The sequence below is a fragment of the Streptomyces sp. NPDC028907 genome (assembly GCF_055564995.1).
Genome location: NZ_JBVHVE010000007.1, coordinates 230,774 through 244,030 on the forward strand (window position 1 = coordinate 230,774; position 13,257 = coordinate 244,030).

Sequence of the window (13,257 nt, forward strand, 5' to 3'; positions counted from 1 at the left end):
CCCCCTTCGCGTATCGACTTTCGCGTATCGACTGGCGTGTGTCGACGCAGGGCTACGCGGCCGGTGCCGCGCCCTCCTGCTCCGCCTCGATCCGGGCGTTCCAGTCACGCTTGGAGGCCTGCCAGCCGTCCTCGTCGTGGCCGAGCCGCCAGTAGCCCGAGATCGACAGGTCCTCGCGGGCCACGCCGCGCTCGACCCGCAGCAGTTGCCGCAGCTCCTTCACGAAGTGCGCCTCGCCGTGCACGAACGCGTGCACCCTGCCCTCGGGGAACTCCAGTGCCCGCACAGCCTCGACCAGAGCTTGGCCGACAGGTCGGGTGCCGCGGTGCAGCCAGACGACCTCGACATCGGAGTCGATCTTCTGCTCCTCCTCGGGGCCGGCGACCTCCACGAAGGCGTACGCCGTGGCGCCGTCGGGCAGCGACTCAAGAGAGCGGGCGATGGCGGGCAGCGCGCTCTCGTCGCCGACGAGCAGATGCCAGTCGGCGTCCGGGTCGGGGGCGTAGGCTCCGCCGGGGCCCATGAAGCGCACGGTCTCGCCGGGCCGGGCGCGCATCGCCCACGGTCCGGCCAGGCCCTCGTCGCCGTGCAGGACGAAGTCCAGCGTCAGCTCACGGTGCTCCGGGTCCCACGCCCGCACGGTGTAGGTCCGCGTCACCGGCCACTGCTCGCGCGGCAGCTCCTCGCGGATGCGCTCCAGGTCGAAGGGCTCGGGATAGCTGACGCCCTCGGGGGAGAACAGCATCTTCACGTAGTGGTCCGTGCAGGTGTCCGCCGCGAAGTCGGCGAGCCCCTCGCCACCGAGCACCACACGCTGCATGTGCGGGGTCAGCCGTTCGGTACGGATGACCCGCGCGGAGTGGGGCTTCCGCGGCTTGCGGGCAGGGCGTAGCGCCATCACTGGCCTCCCTCGTTCCAAGCTTAGGTTTACCTAAGTTAGCACCTCGCTTCGGAGAATGCCGCTATGACTCGTTCATGAAGGGCGCATGTCGCGCACGCAAGGTCCGAATTCCCCGCCCCGCGGTCCCCATTCACCCGCCCCGCACGCCCTTCGCGCCCGTCACGCCCTTCCTGCCCCTTCGCCCCTCACGCCCCCAGGGTCCCCAGCAGCCGCTGCAGCGACCCGCCCAGGCCCCACCGCAGCGCCAGCTCGTCCAGCCCCGCCGGATCCCGGGGCGTCCGCGGCAGCGTCGTGTCGACGTCGGGCAGCGGAACATCGCCCGCGACCCGCACCACCGTCGGCGCGACGGAGACGTACGCCCGGGACTCGTCCAGCCGCTTGCGCTGCGAGGGCGTGAGCTTCGCCTTCGGGTCGTCGACCGCCGCCATGATTCCGGCCAGGTCGCCGAACTCGGCCAGCAGCTTCGCCGCCGTCTTCTCGCCGATGCCGGGCACGCCCGGGAGGCCGTCGCTGGGGTCGCCGCGCAGCAGCGCCAGATCCGCGTACCCACGGCCGTCGACGCCGTACTTCTCGCGCAGCCACGCCTCGTCGGTGAGCTGGAGGGTGCCGACGCCCTTGAGCGGGTACAGCACGCGGACCCCGCGCGCGTCGTCCACCAGCTGGTACAGGTCGCGGTCGCCGGTGACGATGTCGACCGGGCCCTTCGCCCGCCCGGTGAAGGTGCCGATGACGTCGTCCGCCTCGTACCCCTCGACACCCACCCGCGCGATGCCCAGGGCGTCCAGGACCGCCTCGATGACCGGCACCTGCGGGGACAGCGTGTCGGGCACCTCCTCCTCGTCCGGACCCACCTCGTGCTCCTCGGCCACGCGGTGCGCCTTGTACGACGGGATCAGGTCGACCCGCCACTGGGGTCGCCAGTCGGCGTCCATGCAGGCCACCAGCGCATCGGGTCGATGGTCCTTGACCAGTCGGTCGATGAAGTCGAGGAGCCCGCGCACGGCGTTCACCGGTGTGCCGTCCGGGGCCTTCACGGAGTCCGGGACGCCGAAGTAGGCGCGGAAGTAGAGCGAGGCGGTGTCGAGGAGCATCAGTCGTCCGGTCACGCCTCGCATCATGCCGTACGGCACTGACAGCGGCTCTCGGTGTGCGACGCGTTGCGCGACGTGCTCGCGCTGTGGGCTGGACCACTTGTGCGTTTGTGGCCGGGAATCGAGGGCAGGCGCGCGCTCGGAGCGACGCGCCCGCGCACTCGACGGCGGTGCCCGTCGCTCCCTTCCTTTGCCGTCGAGACAAGAGGTACCCGTGTCATCCAGGCTTGAGGCCGAACATCTGTACAAGGTGTTCGGGAGACGACCGGACGAGGCTGTCGAACGGCTCCGCCAAGGAGCCGACCGGGAGGAGTTGCGCGCCGACGGCACCACCGCCGCCGTGATCGACGCCTCCTTCACCGTGGAACCAGGCCAGATCTTCGTCGTCATGGGCCTGTCCGGATCAGGCAAGTCCACCCTGCTGCGCATGCTCAACGGGCTCCTGGAGCCGACCGCCGGCCATGTCCGCTTCGACGGCCAGGACCTGACCGCGATCGGCGACCGCGAGCTGCGCGAGGTCCGCGCGAACAAGATCAGCATGGTCTTCCAGCACTTCGCGCTCTTCCCGCACCGCAGCGTGCTGGAGAACGCCGCCTACGGCCTGGCCGTGCAGGGCGTGCCCCGCGCCGAGCGCGAGAAGCGCGCCGGCGAGGCGCTGGCCCTGTGCGGACTGGCCGGCTGGGAGAAGTCCTGGCCCGACGAGCTGTCCGGCGGTATGCAGCAGCGGGTGGGCCTGGCCCGCGCCCTCGCCACCGACGCCGACCTGCTGCTCATGGACGAGTCCTTCAGCGCGCTCGACCCGCTGATCCGCCGGGACATGCAGGACCAGCTGCTCCAGCTCCAGCAGACCCTGAAGAAGACCATCGTCTTCATCACCCACGACCTCAACGAGGCCATGCGCCTCGGCGACCGCATCGCGGTCATGCGGGACGGCCGTATCGTCCAGACCGGCTCGGCGCAGGACATCCTCCTGCGCCCCGCCAACGACTACGTGGCCTCCTTCATCCAGGACGTCGACCGCTCCCGTGTGCTGACCGCGGCGGCCGTCATGGACGAGGACGTCGTCGGCGACGAGGTCGGCTGCGGCTGCGAGACCGCGACGACGGACACCCCGTTCACCGAGCTGTGCGCGATCAGCGCCCGCCTGACGCACCCCGTGGCGGTCCTGGACGCCGACGGGAATCTCGTCGGACGCGTCCCCCGACAACGCCTCGTCGGCCTCCTCGGCGACCAGCAGGGCGAGCCCGAGCCCTGCGACAACCCGCGCGACAGCCGCGACGGGAAGGTGATCGCCAATGCCTAGGCTCCACTTCGGCGACTGGATAGAAGACCTGGTGGGCTGGCTCCAGTCCCACCTGACCTGGCTGTTCGACCTGGTCAACACCGTGCTCGGCGGCATGTACGACGGTGTCAACGCCGTCCTCGGCGGCGGTGAGCCGCTGCTCATGGCCGGGATCCTCGCGGTGATCGCGTGCTGGCTGCGCGGTCTGCTGCCCGGTGCGCTGGCCTTCGTCGGCCTTGCCCTGATCGACTCGCTAGGCCTGTGGGACGACGCGATGGACACGCTCTCGCTCGTCCTCGTCGCCTCGGTCATCACCATCGTCCTCGCGGTGCCGCTCGGCATCTGGGCCGCCCGCAGCGAGCGGGTCGGCGCCCAGTTGCGGCCGGTGCTCGACGTCATGCAGACGATGCCGGCGTTCATCTACCTCATCCCCGGCGTCATGTTCTTCGGGGTCGGCACCACCCCCGGACTCCTCGCGACGATCATCTTCGCCATGCCCCCGGGCGTGCGCATGACCGAGCTGGGCATCCGGCAGGTGGACGGCGAGCTGATCGAGGCGGCCGAGGCCTTCGGTACCAGCCCGCGCAGCACCCTGGCCCGTGTCCAGCTGCCGCTCGCGCTGCCGACGATCATGGCCGGGGTCAACCAGGTCATCATGCTGGCCCTGTCGATGGTGGTCATCGGCGGCATGGCCGGCGCCGGCGGCCTCGGCGAGCAGGTCTACTCCGCGATCACCCAGCTCAAGGTCGGCCTGGCCGCCGAGAGCGGGGTCGCCGTGGTCATCCTCGCGATGTACCTGGACCGGATGACCGGGGCGCTGGGCCGGCGGGTCTCCCCGCTCGGCCGCCGGGCCGCGGCCAAGGCCGCCGTCGCCGCCGCGGGCCGCTTCCGGCTCGCCCACTACAAGCCGGGCGGCGCCGTGGCGGTCATCGGCGTCGTGATCCTCGCGCTCGTCGCGGGCGGCATGAACCTGGCCGGCTCCGGGAGCAGCCAGGAGGCGGCGGCCGGCACGAACGTCGGCCACGGCAAGAAGATCAACATCGGCTACATCCCCTGGGACGAGGGCACCGCCACCACGTATCTGTGGAAGGAGCTCCTGGAGCAGCGCGGCTACGAGACCGACGTCAAGCAGCTCGACCCCGGCCCGCTCTACTCGGGCGTGGCCCGCGGTGACATCGACTTCCAGACCGACGCCTGGCTGCCGACCACGCACAAGGCGTACTGGGACAAGTACAGCTCCCAGCTCGACGACATGGGTGCCTGGTACGGGCCGACGTCGTTGGAGCTGACGGTTCCGTCGTATGTGAAGGGCGTCGACTCGCTGGCCGACCTGAAGGGTCGGGGCAAGGAGTTCGGCGGGAAGATCATCGGCATTGAGGCGAGTGCCGGGATGATGGGCACGCTGAACAAGTCGGTGCTGAAGGCGTACGGCCTTGAGGGCGAGTACAAGGTGGTGTCGTCGAGTACGTCGTCGATGCTGGCGGAGCTGGACCGGTCGATCAAGAAGCGTGAGCCGGTCGTGGTGACGCTGTGGTCGCCGCACTGGGCGTACGGCAAGTACGACCTGAAGAAGCTCAAGGACCCCGAGGGCGCCTGGGGCGAGGGCGAGCAGATCCACACCGTCGCGCACAAGGGCTTCGCCGAGAAGGACCCGACCGTCGCGAAGTGGCTGAAGGACTTCAAGCTCACCGAGCAGCAGCTGACCGGCCTGGAGAACGACATCCGCGCCGCGGGCGAAGGCCACGAGCAGGACGGTGTCCGCGCCTGGCTGAAGAAGAACCCCGGCCTGGTGAACAAGCTCGCCCCGGTCGCCGGCGCCGCGAAGGCACAGGGCAAGGACGCGGGCAAGACCGTCGACATGGGCTACTTCCCGTGGGACGAGGCCATCGCCGCCACCTACCTCTGGCAGAACATCCTGGAGGACCGCGGCTACAAGCCGAACGTCAAACAGCTCGACCCCGGCCCGCTCTACACCTCGCTCGCCCAGGGGCAGATGGACGTCCAGCTGGACGGCTGGCTGCCGACCACGCACAAGGAGTACGTGGACCGCTTCAAGGGCAAGCTGGACGACCTCGGTTCCTGGTACGGGCCGACGTCGCTGGAGCTGACGGTTCCGTCGTATGTGAAGGGCGTCGACTCGCTGGCCGACCTGAAGGGTCGGGGCAAGGAGTTCGGCGGGAAGATCATCGGTATCGAGGCGAGTGCCGGGATGATGGGCACGCTGAACAAGTCGGTGCTGAAGGCGTACGGCCTTGAGGGCGAGTACAAGGTGGTGTCGTCGAGTACGTCGTCGATGCTGGCGGAGCTGGACCGGTCGATCAAGAAGCGTGAGCCGGTCGTGGTGACGCTGTGGTCGCCGCACTGGGCGTACGGCAAGTACGACCTGAAGAAGCTCAAGGACCCCGAGGGCGCCTGGGGCGAGGGCGAGCGGATCCACACGGTTGCCAAGAAGGGCTTCGGCCAGGAGTTCCCCGAACTCAGCGGCTGGCTCAAGGACTTCAAGCTGACCGAGGAACAACTCGCCTCACTGGAGGTGGAGATCCAGAAGGGCGGCGCCGGAAACGAGAAGGAGTCGGCCCGCCGTTGGATGGACGCTCACCCCGGGATCGTGGACGAGCTGGCGCCCGTGGCGGGATAGCTCCACGGGCCTTGCCGTAGACACAGGCAGGGACACGGGCACCGGGTGCGGGATTCATGCGTACGTGAATCCCGCCCCCGGTTCTGTATGCCCGGTTCCGTGTGCCATACCGCGCGCGGCCATGCGGACACCTGTCCGCGCCTACGAGAAGGATCCGGCCAACCACAGAGCGCTACGCCCCGCCCCCGGCCCTCCCCGCCTCTCCCTACCCGGCCAGGCACTCCGCCCGTACTCACCAGGGAACACGGGAAGCCGCCGCAGCATTGAAATGAACACGGGATACTGGTGTTGATCGGGGATCAGCGGTGACGCGGGGGCGGCCCACGCGTTCCGGGAGCCGATCCGGCTGGCGCGAACCCATGGGTCGTACTCCCCCTGACGTGTCGTCGATGTGACGGGCGCATGAAACGGTTTGCCGAACATGCGTAGGGTGCAGAGAACTCAACAGAAGGTGTGCGCCGGGCGACGGGCGCGAGGACAGCGGACCGACGAGCGAAGGAGGGAGCCGGAGCGATGGGCGACCACAAAGAACAGGCCCTTCGGGTGGGCGCCGCAGTGCGGCGGCGACGCCGTGCGCTGGACCTCACCCTCGCTGTCGTGTCCGAGCGCAGCGGCCTGTCCGTGCCCTTCCTGAGCCAGGTCGAGAACGACCGGGCGCGCCCCAGCCGAAGCTCCCTCGAAAAGGTCGCCGACGCGCTGCGAACGACCGCCGTCGAACTCCTCGCCGCCGCGGACCCGGCGTGCAGTGTCGACGTGGTCCGGGCCGAGACCTCCGAGCTGGCACCGGAACCACGGACGCGTTCCCTGGTGCGCGGTCACCATCAGATGCACGCCTCGGAGTTCACCGGCGACCATGACGCGGGCCGTGAATTCCAGTACCGCAACGACCAGTTGATGTACGTCGCCGACGGCGCCGTGGAGATCGAGGCCGAGGGCCGGGCCTACCGACTCGGCCGGGGCGACACCCTCTACCTGACCGGCGGCGTGCGCCACCGCTGGCGGGCGACGGTGCCGGACACTCGGGTGGTCGTCGTCGCGGTGGCCGAGCACATCGAGGCGGTCCGGGACCGGCCGGGGCGCTGATGCGCGTCGTCTCGCTCGTGCCGTCCCTGACGGAGGCCGTGGCCGTGTCGGCCCCCGGTGTCCTGGTCGGCGCGACGGACTGGTGCAGTCACCCCGCCGATCTCGACGTCACCCGCGTGGGCGGCACGAAGAACCCCAAGGTCGACCGGATCCTCGCCCTCGCCCCGGACCTGGTGCTCGCCAACGAGGAGGAGAACCGCGAACCCGACCTCTGCGCCCTCCGCGCGGCCGGCGTCGAGGTCCTGGTCACCGAGGTGCGGGACGTACCGCAGGCCTTCCGCGAACTGGAGCGCGTACTGGACGCCTGCGGTGCGCCGGCCCGCCCGCGCTGGCTGGACGAGGCGGAGGGCATCTGGTCGTCGCTGCCGGTCCAGTCCCTCCGTACGACAGCCGTGGTCCCGATCTGGCGCCGGCCCTGGATGGTGCTGGGCCGCGACACCTTCGCGGGCGACGTCCTGTCCCGCCTCGGCATCGACCATCCGTACGCCGCCCACGAGGACCGCTACCCCCGCATCCCCCTGGACGACCTCCTGGCGGCGGCCCCGGACGTCGTGGTTCTCCCCGACGAGCCGTACCGCTTCACGGCCGACGACGGCCCGGAGGCCTTCCCCGGCCTGCCCTGTGCCCTGGTCAGCGGACGGCACCTGACGTGGTACGGGCCGTCGCTGGCAGAGGCGCCACGGGTGTTGGGCGGGGCGCTGCGAGCAGCGTGCCGTTGAGCAGCCCTTGGGCGGTACGCGCGGCGGCGACGGCCCAGGCGGCGACGAGCACGCCGTACAGGCCGATGGCGAGGATCTCGTAGACGACGAGTCCGGTGTGCCGTGCCAGGGCCTCGGCGCCGGTGACGCAGGTGCCGACCGGGAAGGTGAACGCCCACCACGTCATCGCGAAGCCCATGCCGTGCCGTCGCGCGCGCAGGACGTGGGCGGTGGCGAGCCCGGACCACAGGAGGGCGAAGCCCATGACGGGAACGCCGTAGAGGACGGCGAGCAGGCCGAAGCCCTCGCTGTACGGCGGCGGGAGCACTCCGGGCGCGACGTCCGCGAACGTGCCGACGGCGGTGGTGGACTGCCCGAGCGGGCCCAGCACCAGGAACAGGGTCGGCGTGAGGGCGAGCGGGAGCGGTCCTCCCGTGATCAGGCGGGCGAAGACCAGCGGCAGCATCAGCAGCGTGGCCAGGAGGCTGAGCCCGAACATCGCGAGGCACGCGAGGAGCAGCGTCTGCCGCGCCTGCCCCGGCGGCAGATGCGGCACCAGGAGCGGGCCGAGCGCGGCGGACACCATGGGCGCCACCAGCGGCAGCAGCCACACGGGCGTGGCCTGCGACGGTTCCGCGCGATGGCGTACGGCCATGAGGTACGGGACGGCGACGGCGGCCGCCAGTCCGACGGCCGTCCCGACGCTGAACAGCACGGCGTCGAGAACGACCGCCGCCGCGCCGCCGATCCAGTCCTGGCCGACGGTGATCGCGCCGCCCCCGACGGCGAGCAACGCCATGGCCAGGCAGCCGTAGAAGGGTGCCGTGGCCGGGTCGAGGAGGTGGGCGCGGGCCTGGTCGCGGTGGTGGGTCCAGTGCAGGGCGCGGGCGGTGAGAAGGGTGAGCAGCAGGACCAGGGAGAGCGCCCAGACGGCCGTGCAGGCGGTACGCAGGCCGGGGACGTGGACCGGCAGCCCGGCTCCGGCGGTGGCGACGGCGGCGGTGCCCATGACGGCGGCGTACCAGTTGGGTCCGAGATGACGGACGGCGGTGACCATGGGATCAGCGTTGTGGCGTCTGTCAGCTCCCACCAGGGAGTTTGCCTCTATGGCGACATAAACTGGGTTTATGACTCAGTCGGCGGAGGGGCAGATTCGCGCGGGATCCCTGGCACATAGGGTCCCCGATCTCGGCGCGCTGGAGCTGTTGCTGGCGGTGGCCCGGCTCGGCAGCCTCGGTGGGGCGGCGCGTGAGCTGGGGATCACCCAGCCGGCGGCGAGCAGCCGGATCCGGTCGATGGAACGCCAGTTGGGGGTGGCGTTGGTCGACCGGTCACCGAGGGGTTCCCGGCTCACGGACGCCGGGGCGTTGGTGACGGACTGGGCGCGGCGGGTCGTGGAGGCCGCGGAGGCGTTCGACGCGGGGGCGCAGGCGTTGCGGGACCGGCGGGACTCGCGGCTGCGGGTGGCCGCGAGCATGACGATCGCCGAGTACCTGTTGCCGGGGTGGCTGCTCGCGCTGCGCGCCCAGCGACCGGACACCGCGGTGTCCCTTCTCGCCGGGAACTCGGCGGCCGTCGCGGAGCGGTTGCTGGCGGACGAGGCGGACCTGGGGTTCGTGGAGGGGGTGAGTGTGCCGACGGGGCTGGACTCCGTGGTCATCGCTCACGACAGCCTCATCGTGGTGACCGCGCCGGGGCATGTCTGGGCTCGGCGGCGGCGTCCGTTGGAGGCGTCGGAACTGGCGGTGACACCGTTGATCCTTCGGGAGAAGGGGTCGGGTACGCGGCAGGTGCTGGACGCGGCGTTGGGCGGGTTGGCCCGGCCGCTGATCGAACTGTCCTCGACCACCGCGGTGAAGGCGGCGGCCGTGGGTGGGGCGGGGCCTGCGGTTCTCAGTGAGCTCGCTGTGGGGGAGGAGCTGTCCATGCGGCGACTGGTGAGGGTGCCGTTGTCCGACGTCTCCCTGGCGCGGGACCTGCGAGCGGTGTGGCCGACGGGCCACCGCCCGGTGGGCCCGGCCCGGGACCTGCTGTCCCTGACCCGCGGCTAGTCCTTCGCCCCCGCCGCCCCTACCCGTCCCGTCCCTGGGGGCTGCGCCCCCAGACCCCCGCTGTCGGCCCTGCGGGCCTCGTCCTCAAACGCCGGACGGGCTGAAGATGCATGGGCCGGCGTAGCTCCCTGCGGGTGGGTGGGGGTTCGGGACGGCGATGGTCTCGTCCTCGAACGCCGGACGGGCTGAAAGGCCCAGCCGTCCCGGCGTAGCTCCCTGCGCGTGGGTGGGGGGTTCGGGATGGTGATGGCCTCGTCCTCGAACGCCGGACGGGCTGGAGTACTCAGCCTCTCCGGCGTTTGAGGAGCGGGGTCTGGGGCGGAGCCCCAGAAGGATGGGACGGGTAGGGGCGGCGGGGGCGGGAATCGTCTGTCAGCCGGCGGCCGCGCGCACCAGACCCCCCATCACCCGCACATCCCTCCCCATCTCCGGATGCCACTGCACCCCCAACACCCACCCCCCGGAGGCCAGTTCCACCGCCTCCACCGTCCCGTCGCCCGCGTACGCCGAAGCGACCAGACCCTCACCCAGCCGATCCACGGCCTGATGGTGGTACGTCGGCACCGAGGTCTCCTCCGGCACGAGACCGGCGTACAGACTCCCCGGCTCCGGCTTGACGGTGTGCGTGCCGAAAGCGCCGACGACCTCGGCATGCCCGTCGAGGTGCTGGACGAGCGTGCCGCCGAGGGCGACGTTCAGGAGCTGCATGCCGCGGCAGATACCGAGCAGGGGCAGGCCCGCGGCCAGCGCGGCGTCGATCAGGGCCAGCTCCCACGCGTCCCGCGCCCGCGCGGGCGGCCCGGTCCGCGGCTCCCGCTCCGCGCCGTAGCGGACCGGCTCCACATCGGGCCCGCCCGCGATGACCAGCCCGTCCAGCCGGGCGACCGCGGCCGCGGCGTGTGCCGGGTCGTCCGGCGGGAGCATCGCGGCGAGACCGCCGGCCCGCTGCACGAGCCGCGGGTAGCCCACGGGCAGCAGCGCGGCGTCCAGCTCCCAGACCCCCCACCGCACACCGGACTCCAGATAGGTGCTGACACCGATCAACGGCCTGGCCACGACGACTCCCTCACTGCTCGCTCCTTCAGTCCCGCGTCAACTCTGCCTCGGCCGCCGCCAGCGCCGCGAACTCCTCCTCCGGCGCCTTCGCCACCAGGTGTTTACGGCTGTAGAGGCCGAAGTAGGCGACCGCCACCACGTACACCACCAGCGCGATCACCGCCGCCGTCACGTCCACCAGGAACGTGGCCACCAGCGCCGCACAGGCCAGCACCAGGGCGACCGAGGAGGTCAGCACCCCGCCCGGCGTACGGTACGGCCGCGGGAGTTCGGGCTCGCGGCGGCGCAGCACGATGTGCGACAGGGACATCAGGGCGTACGAGATGGTCGCGCCGAAGACCGCGATGTTCAGCATCCGGGCGCCGTTGCCGGACACCGCCGCGAGCAGGAAGCCGATCGTGCCGGGCACCAGCAGGCCCAGGTACGGCGCCTTGCGGCTGCTGGTGAGGGAGAGGAAGCGGGGGAGGTAGCCCGCGCGGGACAGGGCGAACAGCTGGCGGGAGCCCGCGTAGATCAGGGAGAAGAAGGAGGCCACGAGGCCGGCCAGGCCCGCGTAGTTCACGATCCGGCTCAGCGTGGTCGCCTCGCCGTCCGGCTGGAGCGCCTCCACCAGCGGGTTGCCCGCCTCCTGGATCGCCGCGGAACCGCGCGCCCCGGCCGCCGCGAAGAACGTGACCACCGCGAGGACCACCAGGATGCCCATCGACCAGCGGATCGCCTTCGGCAGCGTACGGGCCGGCTCCTTGGTCTCCTCGGCGGCCAGTGGCACGCCCTCCACGCCCAGGAAGAACCACATGCCGAACGGGAACGCCGCCCAGATGCCGAGCAGGCCGAAGGGCAGCCAGGAGTTCGACCCCGCCGCCGACGCGTCGACCGGTATGTCGTCCAGCGAGCCGAAGGAGAAGTCGGGCAGCGCCGCCAGCGCGAACACGATCAGGGCCGCCACCGCGATGCCGGTGACGACGAAGCTGAAGCGCAGCGCCTCACCGACGCCCCAGAGATGAATGCCGAGGAAGATGGCGAAGCAGACCAGGTATATCGGCCAGCCGGACTCCAGGCCGAACAGGCCCAGCGACTCGACGTAGTCGCCGATGAAGATGACGATGGCGGCGGGCGCGAGGACGTACTCGATGAGGATGGCCGTACCGGTGAGGAAGCCGCCCCAGGGGCCGAGCGCCCGGCGGGCGAAACCGTAGCCACCGCCTGCCGTCGGCAGGATCGAGGACAGCTCGGCGAGCGCGAACACCATGCAGGCGTACATCGCGCCCATCAGCACCATGGCGATGGCCAGGCCCCCGAAGCCGCCTTCGGCCAGGCCGAAGTTCCAGCCCGAGTAGTCGCCGGAGACGACGTAGGCGACACCGAGACCGGTCAGCAGCACCCAGCCGGCGCTGCCGCGGCGCAGGGTCCTGCGTTGCAGATAGTCGTCCCCCTCGGGGGCGGGTGTACCGGGTGTACTGGTGGATTCCAACGACATGGACAGACTCCCCACGGGGCGGCGGACAGGAGCTCTTCCCGGGCACGGTGGGGTCGACCGAGCTCCGGTTCAATGGAGTGGATGCATACCTTTGCGGGGTCGGCGGTGGGAAGGCAATACCCGTGCGTCAATCGCCCGTAAATCCGTGCTCACTGCGAGCCGAGCCGAAACCACGCTCACCGATGGATGAAGGGCTCAGCCCAGGAAGCCCCGCAACAGCGCCGCCGTGCCCGCGCAGTGCTCGCGCATGATCTCCCGCGCGCACTCCGCGTTGCCCTCGATCACGGCTTCCACGAGGGCGGTGTGCTGGCGCTGCGAGTGCTCCAGGTTGCGGACCAGGAGCGGGATGCAGTCGAGCAGGTCGTTGACCGTCGCCCGGACGGCCGCGTACTGGGCCGTCAGCGTGGGGGAGCCGGACAGCTCGGCGAGCGTCAGATGCAGCAGGGTGTCCAGGCGGCGGTACTCGGCGAGTGGGGCGTCGTGCGTGCGCGCCAGGGCCTCGCGGAGCCGGCCGGCCTGCTCCTCGGCCAGCCCGTGCGCGGCGCACAGCCCGGCCGCACCCACCTCCAGCACCTCGCGGAAGCGCAGCGCGTCCTCGACGTCGACGTCCTTCAGGCGGCGGCGCAGCTCCTCCTCGCCGGGTGTCTCGGGGCGCGGCAGCACGAACGTGCCGCCGTAGCGTCCGCGCCGCGACTCGACCAGGCCCTGGTCCTGGAGGACCTTCAGCACCTCGCGCAGCGTCACCCGGCTGATCCCCAGCCGGTCGGCCAGTTCGCGCTCGGCCGGGAGCCGCTCGCCGCCCGGTACCAGGCCGAGCCGGACGACCTGGAGCACCTGCTCCAGGGCCTCCTCGAAACCGTTGCCCGCCCGCACCGGCCGCAGGACCGACGTCAGCCGGTCGTCGGCCCCTGTCGCCCCCGGCGTCCCCGACGCCCCGGACGTCCCGGCCGCCCCGTGTCCCGTGCCCGCCTGCGACATAT

Annotated in this window: 11 protein-coding genes; 5 read left to right on the forward strand and 6 right to left on the reverse strand. The window is 71.2% G+C overall.

Annotation, left to right across the window (positions count from 1 at the left end; translation table 11 throughout):
* Window positions 1-52 precede the first annotated feature (52 nt).
* Complete coding sequence (locus ACZ4UU_RS23150; protein WP_471905289.1) at window positions 53-898, reverse strand: siderophore-interacting protein; 846 nt, start codon at window positions 896-898, stop codon at window positions 53-55.
* A gap of 188 nt (window positions 899-1,086) precedes the next feature.
* Window positions 1,087-2,016, reverse strand: a complete 930-nt coding sequence (locus ACZ4UU_RS23155) for a 5'-3' exonuclease (protein ID WP_471905484.1) — start codon at window positions 2,014-2,016, stop codon at window positions 1,087-1,089.
* 190 nt (window positions 2,017-2,206) lie between these two features.
* Here ACZ4UU_RS23155 and ACZ4UU_RS23160 point away from each other — a divergent pair, with 190 nt between their 5' ends.
* The 4 genes from ACZ4UU_RS23160 (at window position 2,207) to ACZ4UU_RS23175 (ending at window position 7,714) form a co-directional block, all read left to right on the forward strand.
* A complete protein-coding gene (locus ACZ4UU_RS23160) occupies window positions 2,207-3,295 on the forward strand; it encodes a quaternary amine ABC transporter ATP-binding protein (protein ID WP_471905290.1) in 1,089 nt (362 codons plus the stop codon).
* On the forward strand, window positions 3,288-5,912 hold the full coding sequence (locus ACZ4UU_RS23165; protein WP_471905291.1) for an ABC transporter permease/substrate binding protein: 2,625 nt from the start codon (window positions 3,288-3,290) through the stop codon (window positions 5,910-5,912). Before ACZ4UU_RS23160 ends, ACZ4UU_RS23165 begins: the two co-directional genes overlap by 8 nt.
* A gap of 513 nt (window positions 5,913-6,425) precedes the next feature.
* On the forward strand, window positions 6,426-6,995 hold the full coding sequence (locus ACZ4UU_RS23170; RefSeq protein ID WP_471905292.1) for a helix-turn-helix domain-containing protein: 570 nt from the start codon (window positions 6,426-6,428) through the stop codon (window positions 6,993-6,995).
* Window positions 6,995-7,714, forward strand: coding sequence for a helical backbone metal receptor (locus ACZ4UU_RS23175; protein ID WP_471905293.1), 720 nt, complete (start codon window positions 6,995-6,997; stop codon window positions 7,712-7,714). Before ACZ4UU_RS23170 ends, ACZ4UU_RS23175 begins: the two co-directional genes overlap by 1 nt.
* On the opposite strand, the gene ACZ4UU_RS23180 is transcribed toward ACZ4UU_RS23175, so the two are convergent.
* Complete coding sequence (locus ACZ4UU_RS23180) at window positions 7,626-8,750, reverse strand: TDT family transporter (RefSeq protein ID WP_471905294.1); 1,125 nt, start codon at window positions 8,748-8,750, stop codon at window positions 7,626-7,628. The two genes, ACZ4UU_RS23175 and ACZ4UU_RS23180, sit on opposite strands and share 89 nt — an antisense overlap.
* A 70-nt stretch (window positions 8,751-8,820) precedes the next feature.
* On the opposite strand from ACZ4UU_RS23180, the gene ACZ4UU_RS23185 reads away from it, so the two are divergent.
* Window positions 8,821-9,744, forward strand: coding sequence for a LysR family transcriptional regulator (locus tag ACZ4UU_RS23185; protein WP_471905295.1), 924 nt, complete (start codon window positions 8,821-8,823; stop codon window positions 9,742-9,744).
* Window positions 9,745-10,116: 372 nt separating this feature from the next.
* On the opposite strand, the gene ACZ4UU_RS23190 is transcribed toward ACZ4UU_RS23185, so the two are convergent.
* The 3 genes from ACZ4UU_RS23190 to ACZ4UU_RS23200 all read right to left on the reverse strand — a co-directional run bounded on the left by ACZ4UU_RS23190 (window position 10,117) and on the right by ACZ4UU_RS23200 (window position 13,255).
* Window positions 10,117-10,788 carry a gamma-glutamyl-gamma-aminobutyrate hydrolase family protein gene (locus ACZ4UU_RS23190; RefSeq protein ID WP_471905485.1) on the reverse strand — a complete coding sequence of 224 codons (672 nt, stop codon included), beginning with the start codon at window positions 10,786-10,788 and terminating at the stop codon, window positions 10,117-10,119.
* 37 nt (window positions 10,789-10,825) lie between these two features.
* A complete protein-coding gene (gene eat / locus ACZ4UU_RS23195; RefSeq protein WP_471905296.1) occupies window positions 10,826-12,277 on the reverse strand; it encodes an ethanolamine permease in 1,452 nt (483 codons plus the stop codon).
* Between the two features lie 195 nt (window positions 12,278-12,472).
* On the reverse strand, window positions 12,473-13,255 hold the full coding sequence (locus ACZ4UU_RS23200; protein WP_471905297.1) for a FadR/GntR family transcriptional regulator: 783 nt from the start codon (window positions 13,253-13,255) through the stop codon (window positions 12,473-12,475).
* Between the last annotated feature and the right edge of the window lie 2 nt (window positions 13,256-13,257).

What these genes read in the sequence shown, in the direction of transcription:
- ACZ4UU_RS23200 (WP_471905297.1), bottom strand. Translation starts at nt 13,255, where the DNA reads ATGTCGCAGGCGGGCACGGGACACGGGGCGGCCGGGACGTCCGGGGCG.
- eat (WP_471905296.1), bottom strand. Translation starts at nt 12,277, where the DNA reads ATGTCGTTGGAATCCACCAGTACACCCGGTACACCCGCCCCCGAGGGG.
- ACZ4UU_RS23175 (WP_471905293.1), top strand. Translation starts at nt 6,995, where the DNA reads ATGCGCGTCGTCTCGCTCGTGCCGTCCCTGACGGAGGCCGTGGCCGTG.
- ACZ4UU_RS23180 (WP_471905294.1), bottom strand. Translation starts at nt 8,750, where the DNA reads ATGGTCACCGCCGTCCGTCATCTCGGACCCAACTGGTACGCCGCCGTC.
- ACZ4UU_RS23165 (WP_471905291.1), top strand. Translation starts at nt 3,288, where the DNA reads ATGCCTAGGCTCCACTTCGGCGACTGGATAGAAGACCTGGTGGGCTGG.
- ACZ4UU_RS23150 (WP_471905289.1), bottom strand. Translation starts at nt 898, where the DNA reads ATGGCGCTACGCCCTGCCCGCAAGCCGCGGAAGCCCCACTCCGCGCGG.
- ACZ4UU_RS23170 (WP_471905292.1), top strand. Translation starts at nt 6,426, where the DNA reads ATGGGCGACCACAAAGAACAGGCCCTTCGGGTGGGCGCCGCAGTGCGG.
- ACZ4UU_RS23185 (WP_471905295.1), top strand. Translation starts at nt 8,821, where the DNA reads ATGACTCAGTCGGCGGAGGGGCAGATTCGCGCGGGATCCCTGGCACAT.
- ACZ4UU_RS23155 (WP_471905484.1), bottom strand. Translation starts at nt 2,016, where the DNA reads ATGCGAGGCGTGACCGGACGACTGATGCTCCTCGACACCGCCTCGCTC.